Origin of the sequence: Actinoallomurus liliacearum (genome assembly GCF_039542035.1) — a bacterium.
Taxonomy (GTDB): Bacteria; Actinomycetota; Actinomycetes; order Streptosporangiales; family Streptosporangiaceae; genus Actinoallomurus; species Actinoallomurus liliacearum.
Genome location: NZ_BAABHJ010000017.1, coordinates 89643 through 106575, shown reverse-complemented (window position 1 = coordinate 106575; position 16933 = coordinate 89643). Strand labels below are relative to the sequence as shown.

Sequence of the window (16933 nt, the reverse complement as noted above, 5' to 3'; positions counted from 1 at the left end):
CGACCGGAGTCAGCCGGTCTTCGGGCGGGCTCGTTCGATGATCGCGGCGAAGTCGACGCCGGCCGGCAGGGTTCCGAACGCCCGGCCCCAGTCGCCGTCCAGGCGGGAGGCGCAGAAGGCGTCGGCGACCGCCGGGTGACCGTGCCGGACCAGCAGCGAACCCTGCAGCACCAGGGCGAGGCGCTCCACGATCCGCCGGGCGCGCAACTCGATCGTCGCGACGTCGGCGAGGGAGTCCTTGACCTCCCGCACGGCGGCGTCCAGCCGGGCGTCCGCGCCCGAGGCCAGGCCGACCTCGTCGAAGAACGTCTCGACGGTCTCCGGCTCCTTGACCATGGCGCGGAGCACGTCGAGTGCCGAGACGTTCCCCGAGCCCTCCCAGATCCCGTTGAGCGGCGACTCGCGGAACAGCCGCGGCATGCCGGAGTCCTCGACGTAGCCGTTGCCGCCGAGGCACTCCAGGGCCTCCGCGGCGTGGGCGGGCCAGCGCTTGCAGACCCAGTACTTGCTCACGGCGAGCCCGAGCCGCTTGAACGCGGTCTCACCCCGGTCGGTCGCCCCCGCCAGGCGGAGCATCAGGACGGTCGCCGCCTCGGACTCGACGGCCAGGTCGGCCAGGACGTTGCGCATCAGCGGCTGGTCGACGAGGTACCGGCCGAAGGCCTGCCGGTGCGCGGCGTGGTGGGCGGCCTGGACGAGGCCCTCGCGCATCCCGGCGGCCGCGCCGACGACGCAGTCGAGCCGGGTCATGTTGACCATCTCGATGATGGTGCGGACGCCCAGCCCCTCGTCGCCGACGCGCCAGGCGACCGCCTCCTCGTACTCGACCTCGGCGGACGCGTTCGAGCGGTTGCCCAGCTTGTCCTTGAGCCGCTGCAGGCGGATGGCGTTGCGGGTGCCGTCGGGCAGCACGCGGGGCAGCAGGAAACAGGTGAGGCCCTCCGGCGCCTGCGCGAGGACGAGGAACACGTCGCACATCGGCGCGCTCGTGAACCACTTGTGGCCGGTCAGCAGGTACGTGCCGTCGGGTTGCGGCACCGCCCGCGTCGTGTTCGCCCGGACGTCGGACCCGCCCTGCTTCTCCGTCATCGACATGCCGGCGAGGATGCCGCGCTTGTCCGCCGGGGTCCGCAATCCGAAGTCGTACGTGTCGGACGTCAGCAGCGGTTCGTACTGCCGGGCCAGCTCGGGCGCGTGGCGCAGCGCCGGTACGGCGGCGTAGGTCATCGAGATCGGGCAGCCGTGACCGGCGTCGACCCGCCAGACGTAGAACTTGGCCGCGCGGGCGACGTGCGCCCCGGAGCGTTCCGTCCAGGCGCGGGCGTGCAGCCCATGGCCGACGGCGACCCGCATCAGCTCATGCCAGGCCGGGTGGAACTCCACCTCGTCGACGCGCCGGCCGTACCGGTCGTGGGTCCGCAGCACCGGCGGGTGCTCGTTGGCGAGCCGGCCCCATTCCCGGGCCTGCTCGGTGCCGGCCAGCCGGCCCAGCTCGTGGACGGCCTCGGCCGCCCAGCCACCGCCCTCCCGGAAGATCCCGTCGAGAAGAGCCGGATCGTCGGCCACGTCGTGGCCGATCAGCGGCGGGACCTGGTTGAAGACCTCATGTGTTGGCACTGACCGCTCCGATGCTGCGCTGGGCGAAGGAGGTGAGATTGAAGATCAGGTCGGCCCGGACCCGGTCGCGCGCCGCCGCGTCCGTACGGGCCGGGACGGCCGGGGCGGCGGGCGGATACGGGTCGGCAGACCGTGTCGCGCCGACCGCGAGCGGGCCGACGAGGGCCTCGCCGATGGCGCCGACGAGCGCGGCGGCGCTGACCTCGACGTCCTGGTCGGGGAGTTCGCCGGCGGCGATGCCGCGGCCGATGAGCCCGGCCAGGACGGCGGCGTACGCCCGGCGGAAGACCAGCCGTTCGGCGTCGACGGCGGGGTCCACCGGCTCGGCGAGGAGCGCGTACGCCATGCGGGGGGCGCGCAGGGCCCGGCCCGCGAAGGTCTCGATCACCGCCGCGACGCTCTCGGCCGCCGGTCGCGCCGGCGACGCGGCGCGCGCGAACGCGTCCACCTCGCGCTGTGAGGCCACCCGGAACACCTCGGCGACCAACTCGGACTTCGACGGGAAGTGGCGGTAGACGCTGCCGGTCGCCACCCCCGCCCGCCGGGCGACGGCGGCGATCGAACATCCGGCGTAGCCCCGCTCGGCCACGACGGCCAGCGCGGCGGCCCGGATGCGCTCCCGCGACGCGCTGAGCCGGGCCTCGACGCGGGGCGTACGGCGGTACGGCACACAAGGATTGAACCTCAGTTCACTCCTTCCCGGCAAGCATCGTCACCGGAGACAGAACAACGGCGCGGGATCCCGAGAGGGGATCCCGCGCCGTCCGGCCGGCAGGCGAGGGGGAGCGGGTTACGCCTTGCCGGTGGCCGTGTCGAAGCCGGTGCCGGAGTGGCGGTACACGCCACCCTTGCCCAGCTCGAGCACCTGGAACTTGATGGTGATCGAGTTCGAGGCGGTGCCGGTGAGGTGCTGCATCATCTTCTCCGACAGGTCGATGAGCGCCGGCGGGTTGTGCTGGGCGACCGCCCACTCCGCCGGGCCGAAGTCCTCGACGACCCCGATCTCGCTCTTGCCGTTGTAGGTGATCTTCACCTTCGTGCCGAGCGGCCAGTACGGGCTGGCGATCGTGTGGTACGACATCGGCTTGCCCGACGCCGTCGACGGGTCCCAGAAGGACGTGGCGGTGGAGACGCCGCCCGGCAGCGCCGCCGCCTTGGCGTCCTTCTCCTTCTTGGGGTCCTTGTCCTTCTTGACCGCCACGAGCATCCGGTCCTGGGTGGCGCTGTCGACGCGCTTCTCGGCCTGCGCGGGGGCGTTCTGCGCCTGCGGCGACGCCGCCGCCTCCGAGGTGCCGCCGTAGGCGAGGGCGGTGGTCACACCGCCGCCGGCCAGAGCGACGCCTGCGGCGATGCCGGCGATGGCCTTCGTCGAGAACCTGATCATCGCTTTCCTTTCGGGGGCATGGGGGGATGAGGGCACGGGGGTACCGGGGGAGGGGTGAGGAGAGATCCGGGGAGCGACCCGGGAAGGGAGGTCGGCGCGTGCCGCGTCGCCGACGGCGGCACGGCACGCATCGACGGGTGAATTACTGGGGGTACTCCGGGTAGCCGTAGCCCACGACGGTGGAGGTGTTACGCGTCCGGACCTTCACGGCGTCGTCCGTGTTGCCCTCGACGGTCTGGATCGTTCCGTCGCCGTTGTCCTTGATGACCAGGCCCACGTGATCGATGTTGTCGACGCCGCTGCCGTTCCAGGAGAAGAAGACGACCGCGCCGGGCCTGGGAGTGGTGCCCCAGCGGCCCTGCGAGATGAACCACTTGGCGTGGGAGGGGGTGAACGCGTCGCCGCCCATGCCCTTGACGCCGAGCTGGTCGCCGACCCAGGTGACGAACATGTCGCACCAGGAGGCGTTGGCGTAGTCGTTGACCGACCCGCCGTCGCGCGCGGCACCGGCCTTGGCGTACGGGGTGGTCATGAACCACTGGTTGAACTTGCTGCCGCCGGTCGCGTTCTCGCTCGTGCCGACCTGGGACACGGCGAGCTTCACGACGTCCGCCGCGGTGGGCACCCTCTTCGCCTTCTGCTCGGCGACGGTGTGCACCTTGATGTGCGGGTTGTCGTTCACCGGGCGGGCGTGCTTCGCCGCCTTACCCGTACGAGGTGCGGGTACCTGACCGGCCTGGTGGGCGGCGGGACGGGACGCGGTGGGGGTCTGCGCGGAGACGGCGGGTGCCGCGGTGGCGACGGCCATCGCCGCGGCGCCGGCGGTCACGGCACCGGCGACGAGGCCGGTGAGGCACTTCTTCTTCGATGCAAAGAGGGGTTTGGCGTGTCGAGGGGACACGGGGGGTACTCCTTCGGCTTCCATGCCGCTTACCGGGTTAGCTGACGGGTTCGGGCGTGGAAGCTGCCCTACGGCACGAGAGATGTGCCGATTCACCCCGGGACTTCTGGTGGGTCCCCGGTTCCGCGATGTGCGGATTCAGCGGGTCGCCCGCTTGCGCGGACGGCACGAACAAAGAGACAGGGTCTGGCCGTACGGTCCCAGGGGTAGGGACGAACGACCGGATATTCAGATCAGGGAGGACTCGCGGACGAGGTTCTAAGCTCCTTACTTCCAGACGCCTACCGGGTTAGCTGACGGGTTCGGGCGTGGAAGTCGCCCTACGGCACGACAGGTGTACCGATTCACCCCGGGACTTCTTGTGGGTCCCCGGCTCCGTGATCTTCACGGACTCGACGTTGCCGCTCCCGCTCCATATGGATCAAGGGGTTCTCCACGGGAGTGGCGTGATATTGGATATGAACCGTCCGGTCTTCACGGAGGCCCTCACACGCTTCTTCGCGCCGCGCCGTTCGCGCTGGTGGGCCGGCCGTCACCGGCGGGCATCCGGGAGGCGCATGGGGGGCGTCCGCCGGACTTAGGCGAACATAGCAGACAAATACCGACGGACCAAATACCCCAGGTTTGCGACATGGCTCACATGATCCATTGGAATAAGTGATCGTTATTGCGTCGCGGCCTGCCGTGATCAATTTCCGGATAAGGAAAAAGAATCACGAAACCTGGAAATGATCATAATTGCGGACGGGCCGAAAAGCCTTACGGCATAGGGCGTCGCGGCCAGTCGAAGAAGATCGCTCAACACGGCGTTCCGGCCGGCAGGAGGAGACGCCCGGCCCGGTGTTCCCGCGGCAGGAGGAGACGCCCGGCCCGGTGTTCCCGCGGCAGGAGGAGACGCCCGGCCCGGTGTTCCCGCGGCAGGAGGAGAGGTCCGGTGCGGGGGTCCGGCCGGCCGGAGGAAGGTCGCTCAGCCCGCGGCCGCGACGAGGTCGGCCCGGATGAGGGCCTCGCGATAGCGCTGCGCGGCGATCTCCGCCAGCTCCGGGGCGGCGCCCAGAGCCGGTGAGACGGCCACGGCGCCCGCCGCCAGGGACTCGTCCCGTACCTTGTCCGCGAAGAAGCCCGGGGCCAGGAAGTACGACGCCACCACCACACGCCGCGCCCCCGCGGCGTACAGCGCGCGTACGGCCTCGGGGGGCGTGGGGCGGGCCGCGGAGGCGTACGCGGGGACGACGGCGCGCCAGCCGCCCCAGTCGCGCGCCATCCGGCCGATCGTCGCGTTCGCGGCCGGATCGCTGGAGCCGGCCGCGGCGAGCACCACGGCCGTCTCCGGGTCGGGCCGGACGCCCACCTCGGCGAGCCGCCGTTCCAGGGCGCCCGTCATCAGCGGGTGGGGGCCGAGCGTGGCGCCGTAGTGCAGCGCCAGCCGCGGGTGGGCCGCCCGAGCCTCCCGCAGCGCGCCGGGGATGTCGGTCTTGCTGTGATAGGCGGCCGTGAGCAGGAGGGGGAGCACGACGGCCTCGTCGGCCCCCTCTCCGACGAGACCACCGAGCGCCTGCCCCGGTGCGGGGGGAGCGTGGTCGAGATACGAGGTCACGACCCGCACCCCCGAGGAACGACGTACAAGATCGAGAAGTTCCTCGACCGTCGCCGCCGCACGTGGATCACGGCTCCCGTGGGCCACCGCGACCAGGGGCACCGCCCGGCTGCCGCTCACCGGTCTCACAGGTTGATGCCGCATTCGGTCTTTCCAGTGCCGGCCCAGCGTCCGCTGCGCGGGTCCTCGCCCGGCGCGACCCGCTTGGTGCAGGGCTCGCAGCCGATGGAGGGGTACCCGTCGTACTGCAGCGGGTTCACCAGGATGCCGTGCTTCTCGATGTAGCCGTGCAGGTCGGCCTGGCTCCAGCGGGCGAGGGGGTTGACCTTGACCTTGCCGCGCGCGGCGTTCCACTCGACCACGCGCGCGCCGCGCCGGTGCGAGGTCTCCTCGCGCCGGATCCCCGTGATCCACGCTAGGTACGGCTCGAGGGCGCGGTTCAGCGGCTCGACCTTGCGCAGGTGGCAGCACAGGTCCGGGTTCCGGCCGTACAGCCGGGGCCCGAGGTCGCGCTCCTGCCCGGCGACGGTACGCGAGGGGGTGACGTTCACGACGTTCACCGGGTAGACGGCCTCGACCGCGTCGCGGGTGCCGACCGTCTCGGCGAAGTGGTACCCCGTGTCGACGAAGAGCACGTCGATGCCGGGGCGGACCTTGGAGGCGATGTCCACCAGCACGGCGTCCTTCATGGACGACGTCACGCAGATCCGGTCGCCGAACGTCGCGATCGACCAGCGGATGATCTCTTCGGCGGAGGCGTCCTCCAGGGCGTCCGCCGCCGACTCGACGATGTCGGTGAGGTCGAGCGCGGCGGTGGGGCGTTCGAACAGGAGCGTCATGCCGAGCCCTCCCCTCGGGGAGCACCCGCCGAGCTGAGCGCGCCGAGCCCGATGAAGCGGAGCCGGAAGGCCCGCGTGCAGGCACGGCAGTGCCAGCCGCCGTCGCTCTCGTACGGCTCCAGGTCCTCGTCTCCGCAGTAGGGGCAGTAGAAGGGGACGGCTCGTTCGGTCACTTCAGGTCACCTTCTTCCGCACGCTGCACCCACGCGGCGAAGGACTCGCCGTCGGCCTTGTTCTCCTGGAACCTGCGCAGCACCCTCTCCACGTAGTCGGGCAGCTCCTCGGCGGTGGTCTTCAGGCCCCGGATCTTCTTGCCGAACTCCCCGCCGATCGAGCCGCCCAGGTGGACCTGGAAGCCCTCGACCTGGTCACCGTTCGCATCGGTGACCAACTGGCCCTTCAGTCCGATGTCGGCGGTCTGGATGCGGGCGCAGGAGTTCGGGCAGCCGTTGATGTTGATCGTCAGCGGCTCGGCGAAGTCCGGCAGGCGCTGCTCCAGCTCCTCGATCAGGTCCATGCCGCGCTGCTTGGTCTCGACGATGGCGAGCTTGCAGTACTCGATGCCGGTGCAGGCCATCGTCTGGCGGCGGAACGTCGACGGGCGGACCCGCAGGTCGTGGGCCTCCAGCTCGGCGGCCAGCTCCTCGGTCCGCTCCTCCGGAACGTCCAGGATGACCATCTTCTGCTCGGTCGTCGTGCGCACCCGTCCGGAGCCGTACTCCTCGGCCAGGTCCGCGATGACGCGGAGGATGTCGCCGTCGACCCGGCCGACCTTCGGCGCGAAGCCGACGTAGTACCGGCCGTCGCGCTGCCGGTGGATGCCGACGTGGTCCCGGCGCTGGTCCCGCGGTCCGCCGGGCGCGGGGCCGTCCGCGAGGGCGTACCCGAGGTACTCCTTCTCCAGGACCTCGCGGAACCGCTCCGGGCCCCAGTCGTTCATGAGGAACTTCAGCCGGGCGCGGTGCCGGAGCCGGCGGTAGCCGTAGTCGCGGAAGATCCCGGTGATGCCCGCCCAGACCTCGTGGACCTGGTCCGGCCGGACGAACGCGCCCAGCCGCTTGGCGAACATCGGGTTCGTGGACAGGCCGCCGCCCGCCCAGAGGTCGTAGCCGGCCTCGCCCTCGGCATTGACCACGCCGACGAACGCGATGTCGTTGATCTCGTGGATCGTGCACTGGGCCGTGCAGCCGGACAGCGCCGTCTTGAACTTCCGCGGCAGGTTGGAGAAGTCCGGGTGGCCGATGTACCGGTCGTGGATGTCGCGGAGCTGCGGCGTCGCGTCGATGACCTCGTCCGCGTCGATCCCGGCGAGCGGGCAGCCGAGGATGACCCGCGGCGTGTCGCCGCAGGCCTCGGTCGTGTGCAGCCCGACCGACTCCAGGGCCTCCCAGATGGCCGGGACGTTCTCGATCTCGACCCAGTGCAGCTGGATGTTCTGCCGGTCGGTGATGTCCGCGGTGCCACGGGCGTACTTCGACGACACGTCGGCGATCGTCCGGAGCTGGTCGAGGTTCAGCTGGCCGCCGTCGATGCGGACGCGCAGCATGAAGTAGCGGTCGTCGAGCTCTTCGGGCTCGAGGACCGCCGTCTTGCCGCCGTCGATGCCGGGCCGGCGCTGCGTGTACAGGCCGTACCAGCGGAACCGGCCCCGCAGGTCCGCGGGGTCGATGGAGTCGAAGCCGCCCTTGGCGTAGATGTCGATGATGCGACGGCGGACGTTCAGGCCGTCGTCGTTCTTCTTGTTCTCTTCGTTCTTGTTGAGCGGTTCACGGTAGCCCAGGGCCCACTGGCCCTCGCCTCGTTTCCGCTGCAGACGGGATGGCATCGTGCGCGTCCTCCGTGGTCGTGGGGGACGCGAAGCACGCCGGCAGATCGCACTGCTGGCTCAACGCTGAGCTTTGGGAATGACACCGGCATACCGCGCGCCCTTGAGGCAGTGGCGGTGATCAGGTGTCAGCGACAGATGGCGCTGCCCACACGGAGAAAGTCGACGTGCCGGCGCATAACCAGCAACGGATCCGCAGCAGCCATGTATCGATGATGACATGTGGTTCGATGACTGTCCAACCATGTCCGAAATGCGGACGGGCGTCGCATTGGTCGGATCTCAGCCCTGCCGGAGCCAGTTGATGCCCGGCTCGGAGCCCTCGCCGGGTTCGGACCGCTGCTCCTCGGGGCCGTCGAACTCGGGCGGCAGGTGCTGGCAGTCGCACCACGTGCCGCCACGGCACTTGTCGTGCCGCCGCTCACGACACGCTTCGCAGATCACGTGTGCATTGTGCCCACTCAGAGCCTGTTCACCGCCCCACCGGGGGCTCGCGCGTACGGACTGTACCGAACATCGTTCTGTACGCTGGGGCCCGTGGCCGTGGCGATGGATCAACTGCTGACCGACCTGCGCGCGGAGACGGGCGACCTCGAGCGTCTCCTCGGACCGGAGGTCTGGGACCTGCCGACCCCCGCGGCGGGCTGGACCGTACGCGACCAGGTGACCCACCTGGCCTGGTTCGACGATGCCGCCGTACGCGCCGTTACCGACCCCGAGGCCTTCCGCGCGGAGGTCCGCCGGCTGGTCGAGGAGGGCTTCGACACGGACCGGATCGTCGCGGAGCGGCGGTCCATGCCCGGCGGCGAGGTCCTGGACTGGTTCCGCGCGGCCCGCGGCCGGCTGGCCGGCGCCCTGACCGCCCTGGATCCGAAGACGCGGATCCCCTGGTACGGCCCCGACATGGGGGCGGCCTCGTTCACCACCGCCCGCCTGATGGAGACGTGGGCGCACGGCCAGGACGTGGCCGACGCCGTCGGCGTCCGGCGCGAGCCGACCGACCGGCTCCGTCACGTCGCCCAGATCGGCGTGCGGACCCTGCAGTGGAGCTTCATCGTCCACGGCCGGCCGGCGCCGCAGGCGCCCGTACGGGTGGAGCTCACCCTCCCCGGCGGCGGTGCCTGGGCCGCCGGGCCGGAGGAGGCCGCGGACGTCGTACGCGGCCCGGCGCTCGACTTCTGCCTGCTCGTCACGCAACGCCGGAACCGGGCCGACGTCGACCTCACGGTCGCCGGGCCGGTCGCGGAGGAGTGGATGGAGATCGCGCAGGCGTTCGCCGGGCCGCCCGGCACCGGCCGACCGCCGGCCGGTTCGCCCGAGATGTGACGATCGTCACAGCCTCATGATGCGTCCGCCGCGCCGACCGGGTCATCCCATTGGGGAGCCTTCGATTTCCCGTCCCGGGCGGGGATTTCCGGCCCCGACTCGGGCCCGGGGCGACCGGCCGAAGGCGATCGGCGAGATGAGCGTCATGCCGCACACCGGGTGCGCGAGCCAATACGGTAGATCACCATGACCACCGCCTCCGATGCTTCGACGGGCGTTGCCGAGCCGTCCGCCGTGGCACGGATGCGCTCCGCCGTATGGCAGGTCGTCCGGGGCACCACCCTGTCGGCGTTCCGCTACCGGGTGACCGGGCTGGCCGCGGAGGCGGCGTTCTTCACGCTCCTGTCGCTGCCGCCCCTGGCGCTCGGCCTGATCGGCCTGATCGGGCACTTCCGCAACCTGTTCGGCGCCACGACGGTCAGGGAGACCCACGACTGGGTCCTGGACCGCGCACAGACCGTGCTCACCGAGCAGACCGTCAAGTCCGTCGTCGAGCCTCTCCTGGACGAGGTGCTGCGCGGCGGCAAGGTCGGGATCGTCTCGCTGAGCTTCCTCATCTCGCTGTGGGCCGGCTCCCGCGCGCTGAACGTCTATGTCGACACGATCACGATCGCGCACGGCCTGTCCGGTGTGCGCGGCGTGATCCGTACTCGCCTGCGGGCGTTCTTCCTCTACATCGGGGGGCTCGGCGTCGGGCTGATCGTCATCCCCGTGCTGGTCGCCGGGCCGACCCTGGTGCTGCACTGGGTCCCGGCAGGTGCCGTGGTCGTGCGTCTCCTCTACTGGCCGATCCTCGTCATCGTCGCGGTCATCTTCCTGGCGCTGCTCTACCACCTGAGCGTCCCCGTGCGGACGGCCTGGTGGCGGGAGATACCCGGTGGAATCACCGCCCTGGCCATCTGGGGGCTCGGCAGCCTCGTGCTGCGGCTCTACCTGGACGGCTCGACGACGGCCGTGTCGGTGTACGGGTCGCTGGGCGCGGCCATCGCCGTACTCGCCTGGCTGTACGTCACCGCGCTGGCCGTCCTGATCGGCGCGGCGCTGAACGCCGAGGTCGACAAGCTCTGGCCCGGGGAGTTCACCTCGCGCGCCCGCCTGGAGGACGAGGCCCCCGCCCCCGGCCGCGAGCCCTGACGGCCTCCGCCCGGACATGGCGGAAGCCCCCGCCGGGGCGGGGGCTTCCGGGGTAGTGGACTCGAGACGCCGGCTCAGCCGGAGACCGGGGCGCCGGTCTTCGGGTCGAGGATCAGACGGCCCGCGCGGGGGCGGTGGAAGTCGAACATGCCGCCCAGGCTCCCGGCCCGCTGGTCGAACGACGCGTCACCGATCCGGCCGACGCCCCAGTTGTCCTCGATGAACTTCAGCACCGACGTCTGCTCGGTGTAGCGGTGGTCGACGTGGTTGACCTTCGCGAACGGCGAGATGACGAGGAGCGGGAGGCGCTGGCTCGGACCGCAGCGGTCCTGGTAGCCGCCGGCCACCTTGGCCTTGCCGCACAGCGTCGAGTCCTGGGCGGCGTCCGCCGAGCCGTTGAGGATCCGCGGGGCCTTGTGGTCGTACCAGCCGTCGGAGTCGTCGTAGGCGATGACGACCGCGGTGGACTTCCACTCGGGCGACTTCTGCAGCTTGTTGATCGTGTTCACGACGAACTGCTGCTCGTCGAGCGGGTCGGAGTAACCGGCGTGGCCGTCCTGATACTCGGGGGCCTTGAGGAAGCTCACCGCGGGCAGGTTGTGCGCCTCGAGCGCCGCGTCGAAGTCGCTCAGGTCGTACTGGTGGTTGGCCTGGTCGGTGCGGCCGATCGCGGCGACCGAGGACGGCGGCAGGTGCTTCTCGTTGGCCGTCGACTTGTAGTACTGGAACGGCTCGTGGTGCGGGCTGTAGTCGACGGCGTTGACGCCGCCGATGTTCGGGTGTGTCGCGCCGCAGACGGCGTAGCCGTTCGCCGTGCCGGTGGGCCGGAAGCCGCCCTGGAACCAGCCCCAGGTGACCTTCTTCTCGTTGAGCAGGTCACCGATGTTCCTGCCGGTCATCACGCCCAGGTTGTTCTTGGACGTGTGGTTGCTCCCCGAGCAGTCGTCGAACGCCGGGTCGGGGTCGTTGATCATCGTGCCCACGCCGTTCTGGTCCGGCGACTGCACGACGTAGGAGTCGCTGACCTTCTGGTGGGTCTTCGGGTCGACGGCGTAGATGCCGTGCGTCTGGCCGGAGATGAGGTTGACCGCGCCCGGGGAGGACGGCCCGAAGACCGAGTCCCAGGAGTTGTCGCTCAGCGCGTAGTTCTGCGCGTAGTTCCACATCGCGGTGACGGTGTTGCCGTCGTAGTAGTCCATCACCAGGCCGGGCTCGCCGAACAGCACCGGCTGGCCGGTGCACTTGTCCTTCTCGGTGTGCTCGACGAACTGGTTCATCTTGCCGCCGTTGACGGCCTTCTGCTCGGACCCGTACCCGTGGTCCTGGTCGCAGGTGAGCGCCTGTTCGTGGGTGAGGCGCTTCGGGTCGTACTGGTTCGGGTTGTCCTTGAGCAGCTTCTTCGTCAGCCCGTCGACGCGAGGCGTGTGCCGCTTCGCGGTGAACTTCGTGCCGTCGGTGTTGGCCGCGTTCGGGTAAGTGCCGAAGTAGTGGTCAAAGGAGATGTTCTCGTCGAACAGCACGACGACGTGCTGGATCGGCGTGGCGGTGCGGACCTGCGTCTCGGCCGCGGTCAGCGAGGCGGGCTCCTGCCGCCCGCCGCCGCTCGCCCAGCTCGGCACCGTGGCCAGCGCGAGCGCTCCGGCCGCGGCCACCGATCCGGCGATCAGCGCGGACCGTCGGCCCTTCCACTTTCCGGGACCCATCCTGTTGCCTCCTGAAGTTGTGAAACACCGGTCCTCCGACGGAGTCCCGGCTCAGCCGGGATCCCATCGAGCCGCGACGACGATCACGCTGACGTACGGTGACGCGCAGGTGAACAGGGCGCCATGGATGCTTCAAATCTCTTTAGACGATCTTTATCTGATATCGGGGGCGTCTGTCCCGTCAATGACCGATTTTGACCACTCTGGGGCTGGTGGGGGGATCAGCTCAGGAGGGCGCGGGCGAAGAAGTCACTCGTGTCGCGGACGCCGGGCAGCGCGAAGAAGTAGCCGCCGCCGAACGGCCGGATGTAGTCGGTGAGCGGCTCGTCCGCCAGCCGGCCCTGCACCGCCTCGAACTGCCGGGCGATGTCCTGCTGGTAGCAGCTGAAGATCAGCCCCATGTCGAGGTCGCCGACCGCGTCCACGCCCCGGTCGTAGTTGAAGCTGCGGCGCAGGATCCGGCTGTCGGCGCTCTGCGGCGTCCGCGGGTTGGCCATCCGGATGTGGCTCGTCAGCGGGATGACCTTGCCGATCGGGTCGTCGGCGTACCGGGGTTCGTCGAACTCGTGGTTCCCGTCGAGGGGGGCGCCGGTGTCCCGCGCCCGGCCGAACATCTGCTCCTGCTCGGTCAGTCCCACCCGGTCCCAGAACTCCACGAGCATCCGGATGAGCCGGATCACGACGTACGAGCCGCCCGCCGTCCACGCGGGCTCCGGGGCGCTCCGGCCGTGGCCGGTCGTACCGGGGGCGGCCCAGACCAGACGGTTCATCTCCCGGGCGTCCGTCACGTCGGGACTCGCGATGCCGTCCTTGAAACCCATGAGGTTGCGCGGCGTGCCGCTGGGCCGCGGCGGGCTGGAGAAGCCGTTGATCCGCCACCGCACCTGCATGGCGCCGCGCGTGTGCCGGGCGACGTCGCGGAGCGCGTGCACGACCGTGTCCTCGTCGTCCGCGGACAGTTGCACGCTCAGGTCGCCGTGGCACCAGGCGGGGTCGAGCGAGTCATTGGGGAAGGTCCGCATCGGCGTCAGGCCGGGCGGCCTCCGGGCCGCCAGCCCGTACCGGTCGTCGAACAGGGACGCGCCGACGCCGACGGTCATCATGAGCCCGGCTCCGGGCACGTCGGGGCCGAGCACCCCGGAGTCGGCGGGCGGCGCGCTGATCCCGGCGTCGACGGGCGTGCCGCCGGCGGTGAGCGCGCGGGCGCGGTCGGTCAGGCCGCGGAACAGTTCGGTCAGCTCGCGGCGGCCGTCGGCGACGACGTCGAACGACACGACGACGGTCCGTCGCCTGACCGGTTCGAGGATGCCGGCCTGGTGCGCTCCGTGAAAGGCGCGCGCCGCGGTCCGGCCGGACGGGGCGGCTCCGGCGGCGGTCCCGGCCGCACCGGCGGCGGAGGGACCGGCGACGGCGCCGGCCACGCCGGCGGCCAGGGCGCCGCGCAGGAAGGATCGGCGGTCGGAGGGCATCATCCCGCTCCCTGGGGGCGACGTCGGGGCGCGCAGATCGTGGCGATCGGGGCGAGGCGTTCGAGCAGTTCTCCCACCACGCCGTTGAGGCGCTCGTGGTCGGCGCGCGAGAGCGCGTCGACCGACGAGTGTCCCTTCAGCAGGGCGGCCATCCGGTCCATCGAGGCGTCGACCCCGGCCAGGCCCGCGTAACGGGGACGCAGCAGCGGGCGGAGCAGGTCGACGAGCTCCCGGGTGCCCTCGAGGTTGGCGGCGGCGGTTCGCAGCGTCGTGCCGCTGCCCTGGTCGGCCTCGCCGGTGAGCTGGAACTGCAGGGTGTTCTCCAGGATCTCGTGCGCGCGCAACGGCAGGTCGCCGGGTTCCATGCGCTCGTCGGGCCACGCGGACCGCAGGGCGCGGACGTCCCGGGCGAGACGGTCGGCGACGCCGGCCAGCGAGGCGGCGGACTCGCCGTGCCACAGGCCGTACTCCACGCGGTGGAACCCGGTGAAACCCGGGTCGCGCACCCCGGCGGGCGACCCCGCCGGAAGGCCGTCGATCCGGCCGTCGAAGTCGCCGAACGTGCCGTACGCCGCCCCGAGACGCTCGTAGGCCAGGTGCGCCGGCGTCCAGGCGGCCCGCGCCGCGTCGAGATCACCGTCGTCGACGGCGGACCGCAGGGCGTCGGTCCGGGCGACCAGGCGGTCGAGGCCGGTGGAGACGTACGCCTGGTAGGCGCGCGCCGGCGCGTACAGGTCGTTCTCGGAGACCGGGACGATCCCCGGCGTGCCGCCGCCGGGGCCGCTGATCCGCGTCACGGGGCCGGTGACCGGGTCGCCGGGCCCGTCCTGCGCGCAGCGGAAGGCGTACGAGCCGGGGCCGAGGGTGATCCGCAGCACGCGGACGGTCCCGGGGCCGACGCCCTCCAGCTCGGCGTAGACCGCGCCGTTGCCGGGGTCGATGAGGGTGACGTTCGTCGACGTGTTGCCGTTGTTGCGCAGCGGCAGGTCCTGCCGGCCCGGCCGCAGCGGGACCCGCCCGGTGCCGCAGCCGGAGGCGCCGGCCTCGATCGCGGGCGCCTCCGACGCCGCCTTCGGCGCGGGGGGCGTGCCGTCGCCGGCCATGGCGAGCAGCAGGGCCGCACCCGTCGCACCCGCTGCGAGCGCCGGCAAGCGCATCACGAACTCCATCGGTTCTTCGGAGGGCACGGCGCACGGCCGTCCCTGGTCGGCGGTCACCGGCCGCGCCGGCGCGTTGATCGTCGGGCGGCGGCCCCCGACACTCTAGACGCCACGGAACCCACCGACGCCCGGGATCCCGGGCACCGGCGGGCTCCGCGCAGCTGTTCAAGTCCGCGTAACCGGGGCTTTACCACGGCCTTCTCGATCCATTGCGCACAGAGCCGGCCGATTGGAGTTAGGTTAGTCTCACCTAATAATGTGGCGCGACCATTTCCGACCAGCCGATCGACAGGGGACCCCTTGGCGGACCACCGCTGCGCACACTGTCCGGGAAGTCACACGGGGGAGCGCCCGTGCCTGGCCAGCGCCACCACCGGGGCGCGCTCGTGGCTGCTCATCGAGCATCCCGGCCCGTGGGCCGAGTACGTCGAGGACGCCGACCTGCCGGGACCGGTCGCCGACGCGCTCCGCCGGGCCGCGCGGCACGGCGTACGCGCCCAGTTCATCCGTGCCCCCCGCCGGCGGCGCCGGACGCCTCCGCTGTGGGTCTACACCGGCTTCTCCGGCGACACAGCCCCTGACGGCCGGCCCGTGACGCCCTGGCTGGAGGGCAGGGAACTCGCCGACCCGGCCGAACTGGCCGGCCTCGACCTGGCGGCCGTGGCGGCCGGCAGGCCACCCGGCCTCGGCCGGCCGGTGGCGGGCCCGCTCCTGCTCGTCTGCACCCACGGCCGCCGGAACGCCTGCTGCGCGCGGACCGGCGCGCCGCTGGCCCGCGCCCTGCGCGAGCGCTTCGGATCACAAGTGTGGGAAACCACACATGTGGGCGGCGACCGCTACGCCGCCAACCTCGTCTGCCTGCCGCACGGCCTGTACTACGGCGACCTGGACCAACGGCGCGCGGTGGCCGCCGTGACGGCGTACCACGGAGGGGAGGTCGTGCTCGACCGCTACCGTGGCCGAGCCGGCCTGCCCGAGCCGGTGCAGGCCGCCGAGCACTTCGTGCGGGCACACACCGGGATCCTCGCGGTGGACGGCGTCACGGTGGAGTCGATGGTCGCCGACACCGCCGTCGTGCGCGCCGGCCAGGAGAGATACCGCGTCCAGGTGGAGCGGACCGACCCCGGCCCGTGCGGCGGGGGATGTTCGGAGAACCTCGCCACGTATGTTAAAAGGGGGATGGCCCTTCTCAACGGGGCGGCCCTCGTGTAGCCTCTCCGAGGCCCTATTCGCCGTTCCCGTGAGGACACGGCGGCTCTCGGGGAACATCACGGCGCTTCAAGACGTTGCAAGATTTTGCGCGCTTCTTACTGCTGTAGCGCCCGTGACCGAAATTTGCTCACCAGCAAGCTACGAGGTGGTAGTTCTATGGCTCAGGTACGTCGGCAGGCAAACCTCCCCCGTCCCAGCTGGGGCTGGCAGGACGCTGCCGAGTGCCGGGGGGAGGACCTCATCCTGTTCTTCGGCCCCGACGGAGAGCGTCAGCCGGAGCGTGAGATCCGCGAGCGTAAGGCCAAGGCCGTCTGCATGCGCTGCCCCGTGCGCAACGAGTGTCTTGACTACGCCGTCTCCCGGCCCGAGAAGTACGGCACGTGGGGCGGCCTGAACGAAGACGAGCGCGCGTCCGAGCGTCGCCGTCGCATGCGTCGCGCCAACGCCGCGTAGCGTTCCCTCCGCTACCTGCGGCTGCGCGACCCCGGCCCGGGGATTCCGGGCCGAACGGCGTGAGCGCCGAGCAATCCAGAATGTTCACCCCTTCACGTGGCGGGTGATCTGATCTTCCGCGAGCCGGGCGACCTCATCGAGTGCGCCCGGCTTCGGCGATCGCCGCCCCGCGCCGGGCAACCCCACGATCGCCGTCTCGGTCGTCGTCCGCGCGGTCGCCCGCTCGTTCGGCGACAGCGCTCTCAGGTCGCGTCCGCCCACGATTGAACAGTGTAGGCGCACGTACGACCGCTGAAGCCTGCCGCGAGATCCG

The 16933-nt window shown here is 71.2% G+C and carries 17 protein-coding genes and 2 riboswitches; of the genes, 4 read left to right on the top strand and 13 right to left on the bottom strand.

What is annotated here, in order from left to right; all coding sequences use genetic code 11:
* Positions 1-9 precede the first annotated feature (9 nt).
* From ABD978_RS24205 to ABD978_RS24165, 9 genes are all read right to left on the bottom strand, one after another.
* Positions 10-1617, bottom strand: coding sequence for an isovaleryl-CoA dehydrogenase (locus ABD978_RS24205; protein ID WP_345358755.1), 1608 nt, complete (start codon positions 1615-1617; stop codon positions 10-12).
* On the bottom strand, positions 1604-2287 hold the full coding sequence (locus ABD978_RS24200; protein ID WP_345358752.1) for a TetR/AcrR family transcriptional regulator: 684 nt from the start codon (positions 2285-2287) through the stop codon (positions 1604-1606). The genes ABD978_RS24205 and ABD978_RS24200 overlap by 14 nt, the downstream gene beginning before the upstream one ends.
* A 120-nt stretch (positions 2288-2407) precedes the next feature.
* Positions 2408-3001 carry an RlpA-like double-psi beta-barrel domain-containing protein gene (locus ABD978_RS24195; protein ID WP_345358749.1) on the bottom strand — a complete coding sequence of 198 codons (594 nt, stop codon included), beginning with the start codon at positions 2999-3001 and terminating at the stop codon, positions 2408-2410.
* Positions 3002-3143: 142 nt separating this feature from the next.
* Positions 3144-3902, bottom strand: a complete 759-nt coding sequence (locus ABD978_RS24190; RefSeq protein WP_345358746.1) for a CHAP domain-containing protein — start codon at positions 3900-3902, stop codon at positions 3144-3146.
* A gap of 12 nt (positions 3903-3914) precedes the next feature.
* A riboswitch (cyclic di-AMP (ydaO/yuaA leader) is annotated at positions 3915-4056 on the bottom strand.
* A 109-nt stretch (positions 4057-4165) separates the two neighbouring features.
* Positions 4166-4310: riboswitch (cyclic di-AMP (ydaO/yuaA leader) on the bottom strand.
* 559 nt (positions 4311-4869) lie between these two features.
* Positions 4870-5643: a sirohydrochlorin chelatase gene (locus ABD978_RS24185; protein WP_345358743.1), complete on the bottom strand. Its 774-nt coding sequence runs from the start codon at positions 5641-5643 to the stop codon at positions 4870-4872.
* Complete coding sequence (locus ABD978_RS24180) at positions 5625-6338, bottom strand: phosphoadenylyl-sulfate reductase (protein WP_345358740.1); 714 nt, start codon at positions 6336-6338, stop codon at positions 5625-5627. The genes ABD978_RS24185 and ABD978_RS24180 overlap by 19 nt, the downstream gene beginning before the upstream one ends.
* Positions 6335-6511 carry a PDDEXK family nuclease gene (locus tag ABD978_RS24175; protein ID WP_345358737.1) on the bottom strand — a complete coding sequence of 59 codons (177 nt, stop codon included), beginning with the start codon at positions 6509-6511 and terminating at the stop codon, positions 6335-6337. Before ABD978_RS24175 ends, ABD978_RS24180 begins: the two co-directional genes overlap by 4 nt.
* Positions 6508-8163 (bottom strand): nitrite/sulfite reductase, encoded by a 1656-nt coding sequence (locus tag ABD978_RS24170; protein ID WP_345358734.1) that lies wholly within the window; start codon positions 8161-8163, stop codon positions 6508-6510. The genes ABD978_RS24175 and ABD978_RS24170 overlap by 4 nt, the downstream gene beginning before the upstream one ends.
* A 282-nt stretch (positions 8164-8445) precedes the next feature.
* Positions 8446-8607, bottom strand: a complete 162-nt coding sequence (locus ABD978_RS24165) for a hypothetical protein (RefSeq protein ID WP_345358731.1) — start codon at positions 8605-8607, stop codon at positions 8446-8448.
* 93 nt (positions 8608-8700) lie between these two features.
* On the opposite strand from ABD978_RS24165, the gene ABD978_RS24160 reads away from it, so the two are divergent.
* A complete protein-coding gene (locus tag ABD978_RS24160) occupies positions 8701-9489 on the top strand; it encodes a TIGR03084 family metal-binding protein (protein ID WP_345358728.1) in 789 nt (262 codons plus the stop codon).
* Positions 9490-9675: 186 nt separating this feature from the next.
* Positions 9676-10623: a YihY/virulence factor BrkB family protein gene (locus ABD978_RS24155; protein WP_345358725.1), complete on the top strand. Its 948-nt coding sequence runs from the start codon at positions 9676-9678 to the stop codon at positions 10621-10623.
* Positions 10624-10697: 74 nt separating this feature from the next.
* On the opposite strand, the gene ABD978_RS24150 is transcribed toward ABD978_RS24155, so the two are convergent.
* The 3 genes from ABD978_RS24150 to ABD978_RS24140 form a co-directional block, all read right to left on the bottom strand.
* On the bottom strand, positions 10698-12326 hold the full coding sequence (locus ABD978_RS24150) for a phospholipase C (protein WP_345358722.1): 1629 nt from the start codon (positions 12324-12326) through the stop codon (positions 10698-10700).
* A gap of 221 nt (positions 12327-12547) precedes the next feature.
* Positions 12548-13798, bottom strand: a complete 1251-nt coding sequence (gene efeB, locus ABD978_RS24145) for an iron uptake transporter deferrochelatase/peroxidase subunit (protein WP_345358719.1) — start codon at positions 13796-13798, stop codon at positions 12548-12550.
* The gene (locus tag ABD978_RS24140; RefSeq protein WP_345358716.1) at positions 13795-14952 is read right to left on the bottom strand and encodes an EfeM/EfeO family lipoprotein; all 1158 of its coding nucleotides are present in this window, start codon (positions 14950-14952) and stop codon (positions 13795-13797) included. Before ABD978_RS24140 ends, efeB begins: the two co-directional genes overlap by 4 nt.
* Before the next feature lie 303 nt (positions 14953-15255).
* Between ABD978_RS24140 and ABD978_RS24135 the strand changes: the two genes are divergently transcribed.
* Positions 15256-16167, top strand: coding sequence for a ferredoxin family protein (locus ABD978_RS24135; protein WP_345358713.1), 912 nt, complete (start codon positions 15256-15258; stop codon positions 16165-16167).
* Positions 16168-16323: 156 nt separating this feature from the next.
* Positions 16324-16620, top strand: coding sequence for a WhiB family transcriptional regulator (locus tag ABD978_RS24130; RefSeq protein ID WP_289848350.1), 297 nt, complete (start codon positions 16324-16326; stop codon positions 16618-16620).
* An 84-nt stretch (positions 16621-16704) separates the two neighbouring features.
* On the opposite strand, the gene ABD978_RS24125 is transcribed toward ABD978_RS24130, so the two are convergent.
* Positions 16705-16881, bottom strand: coding sequence for a hypothetical protein (locus ABD978_RS24125; RefSeq protein WP_345358710.1), 177 nt, complete (start codon positions 16879-16881; stop codon positions 16705-16707).
* Between the last annotated feature and the right edge of the window lie 52 nt (positions 16882-16933).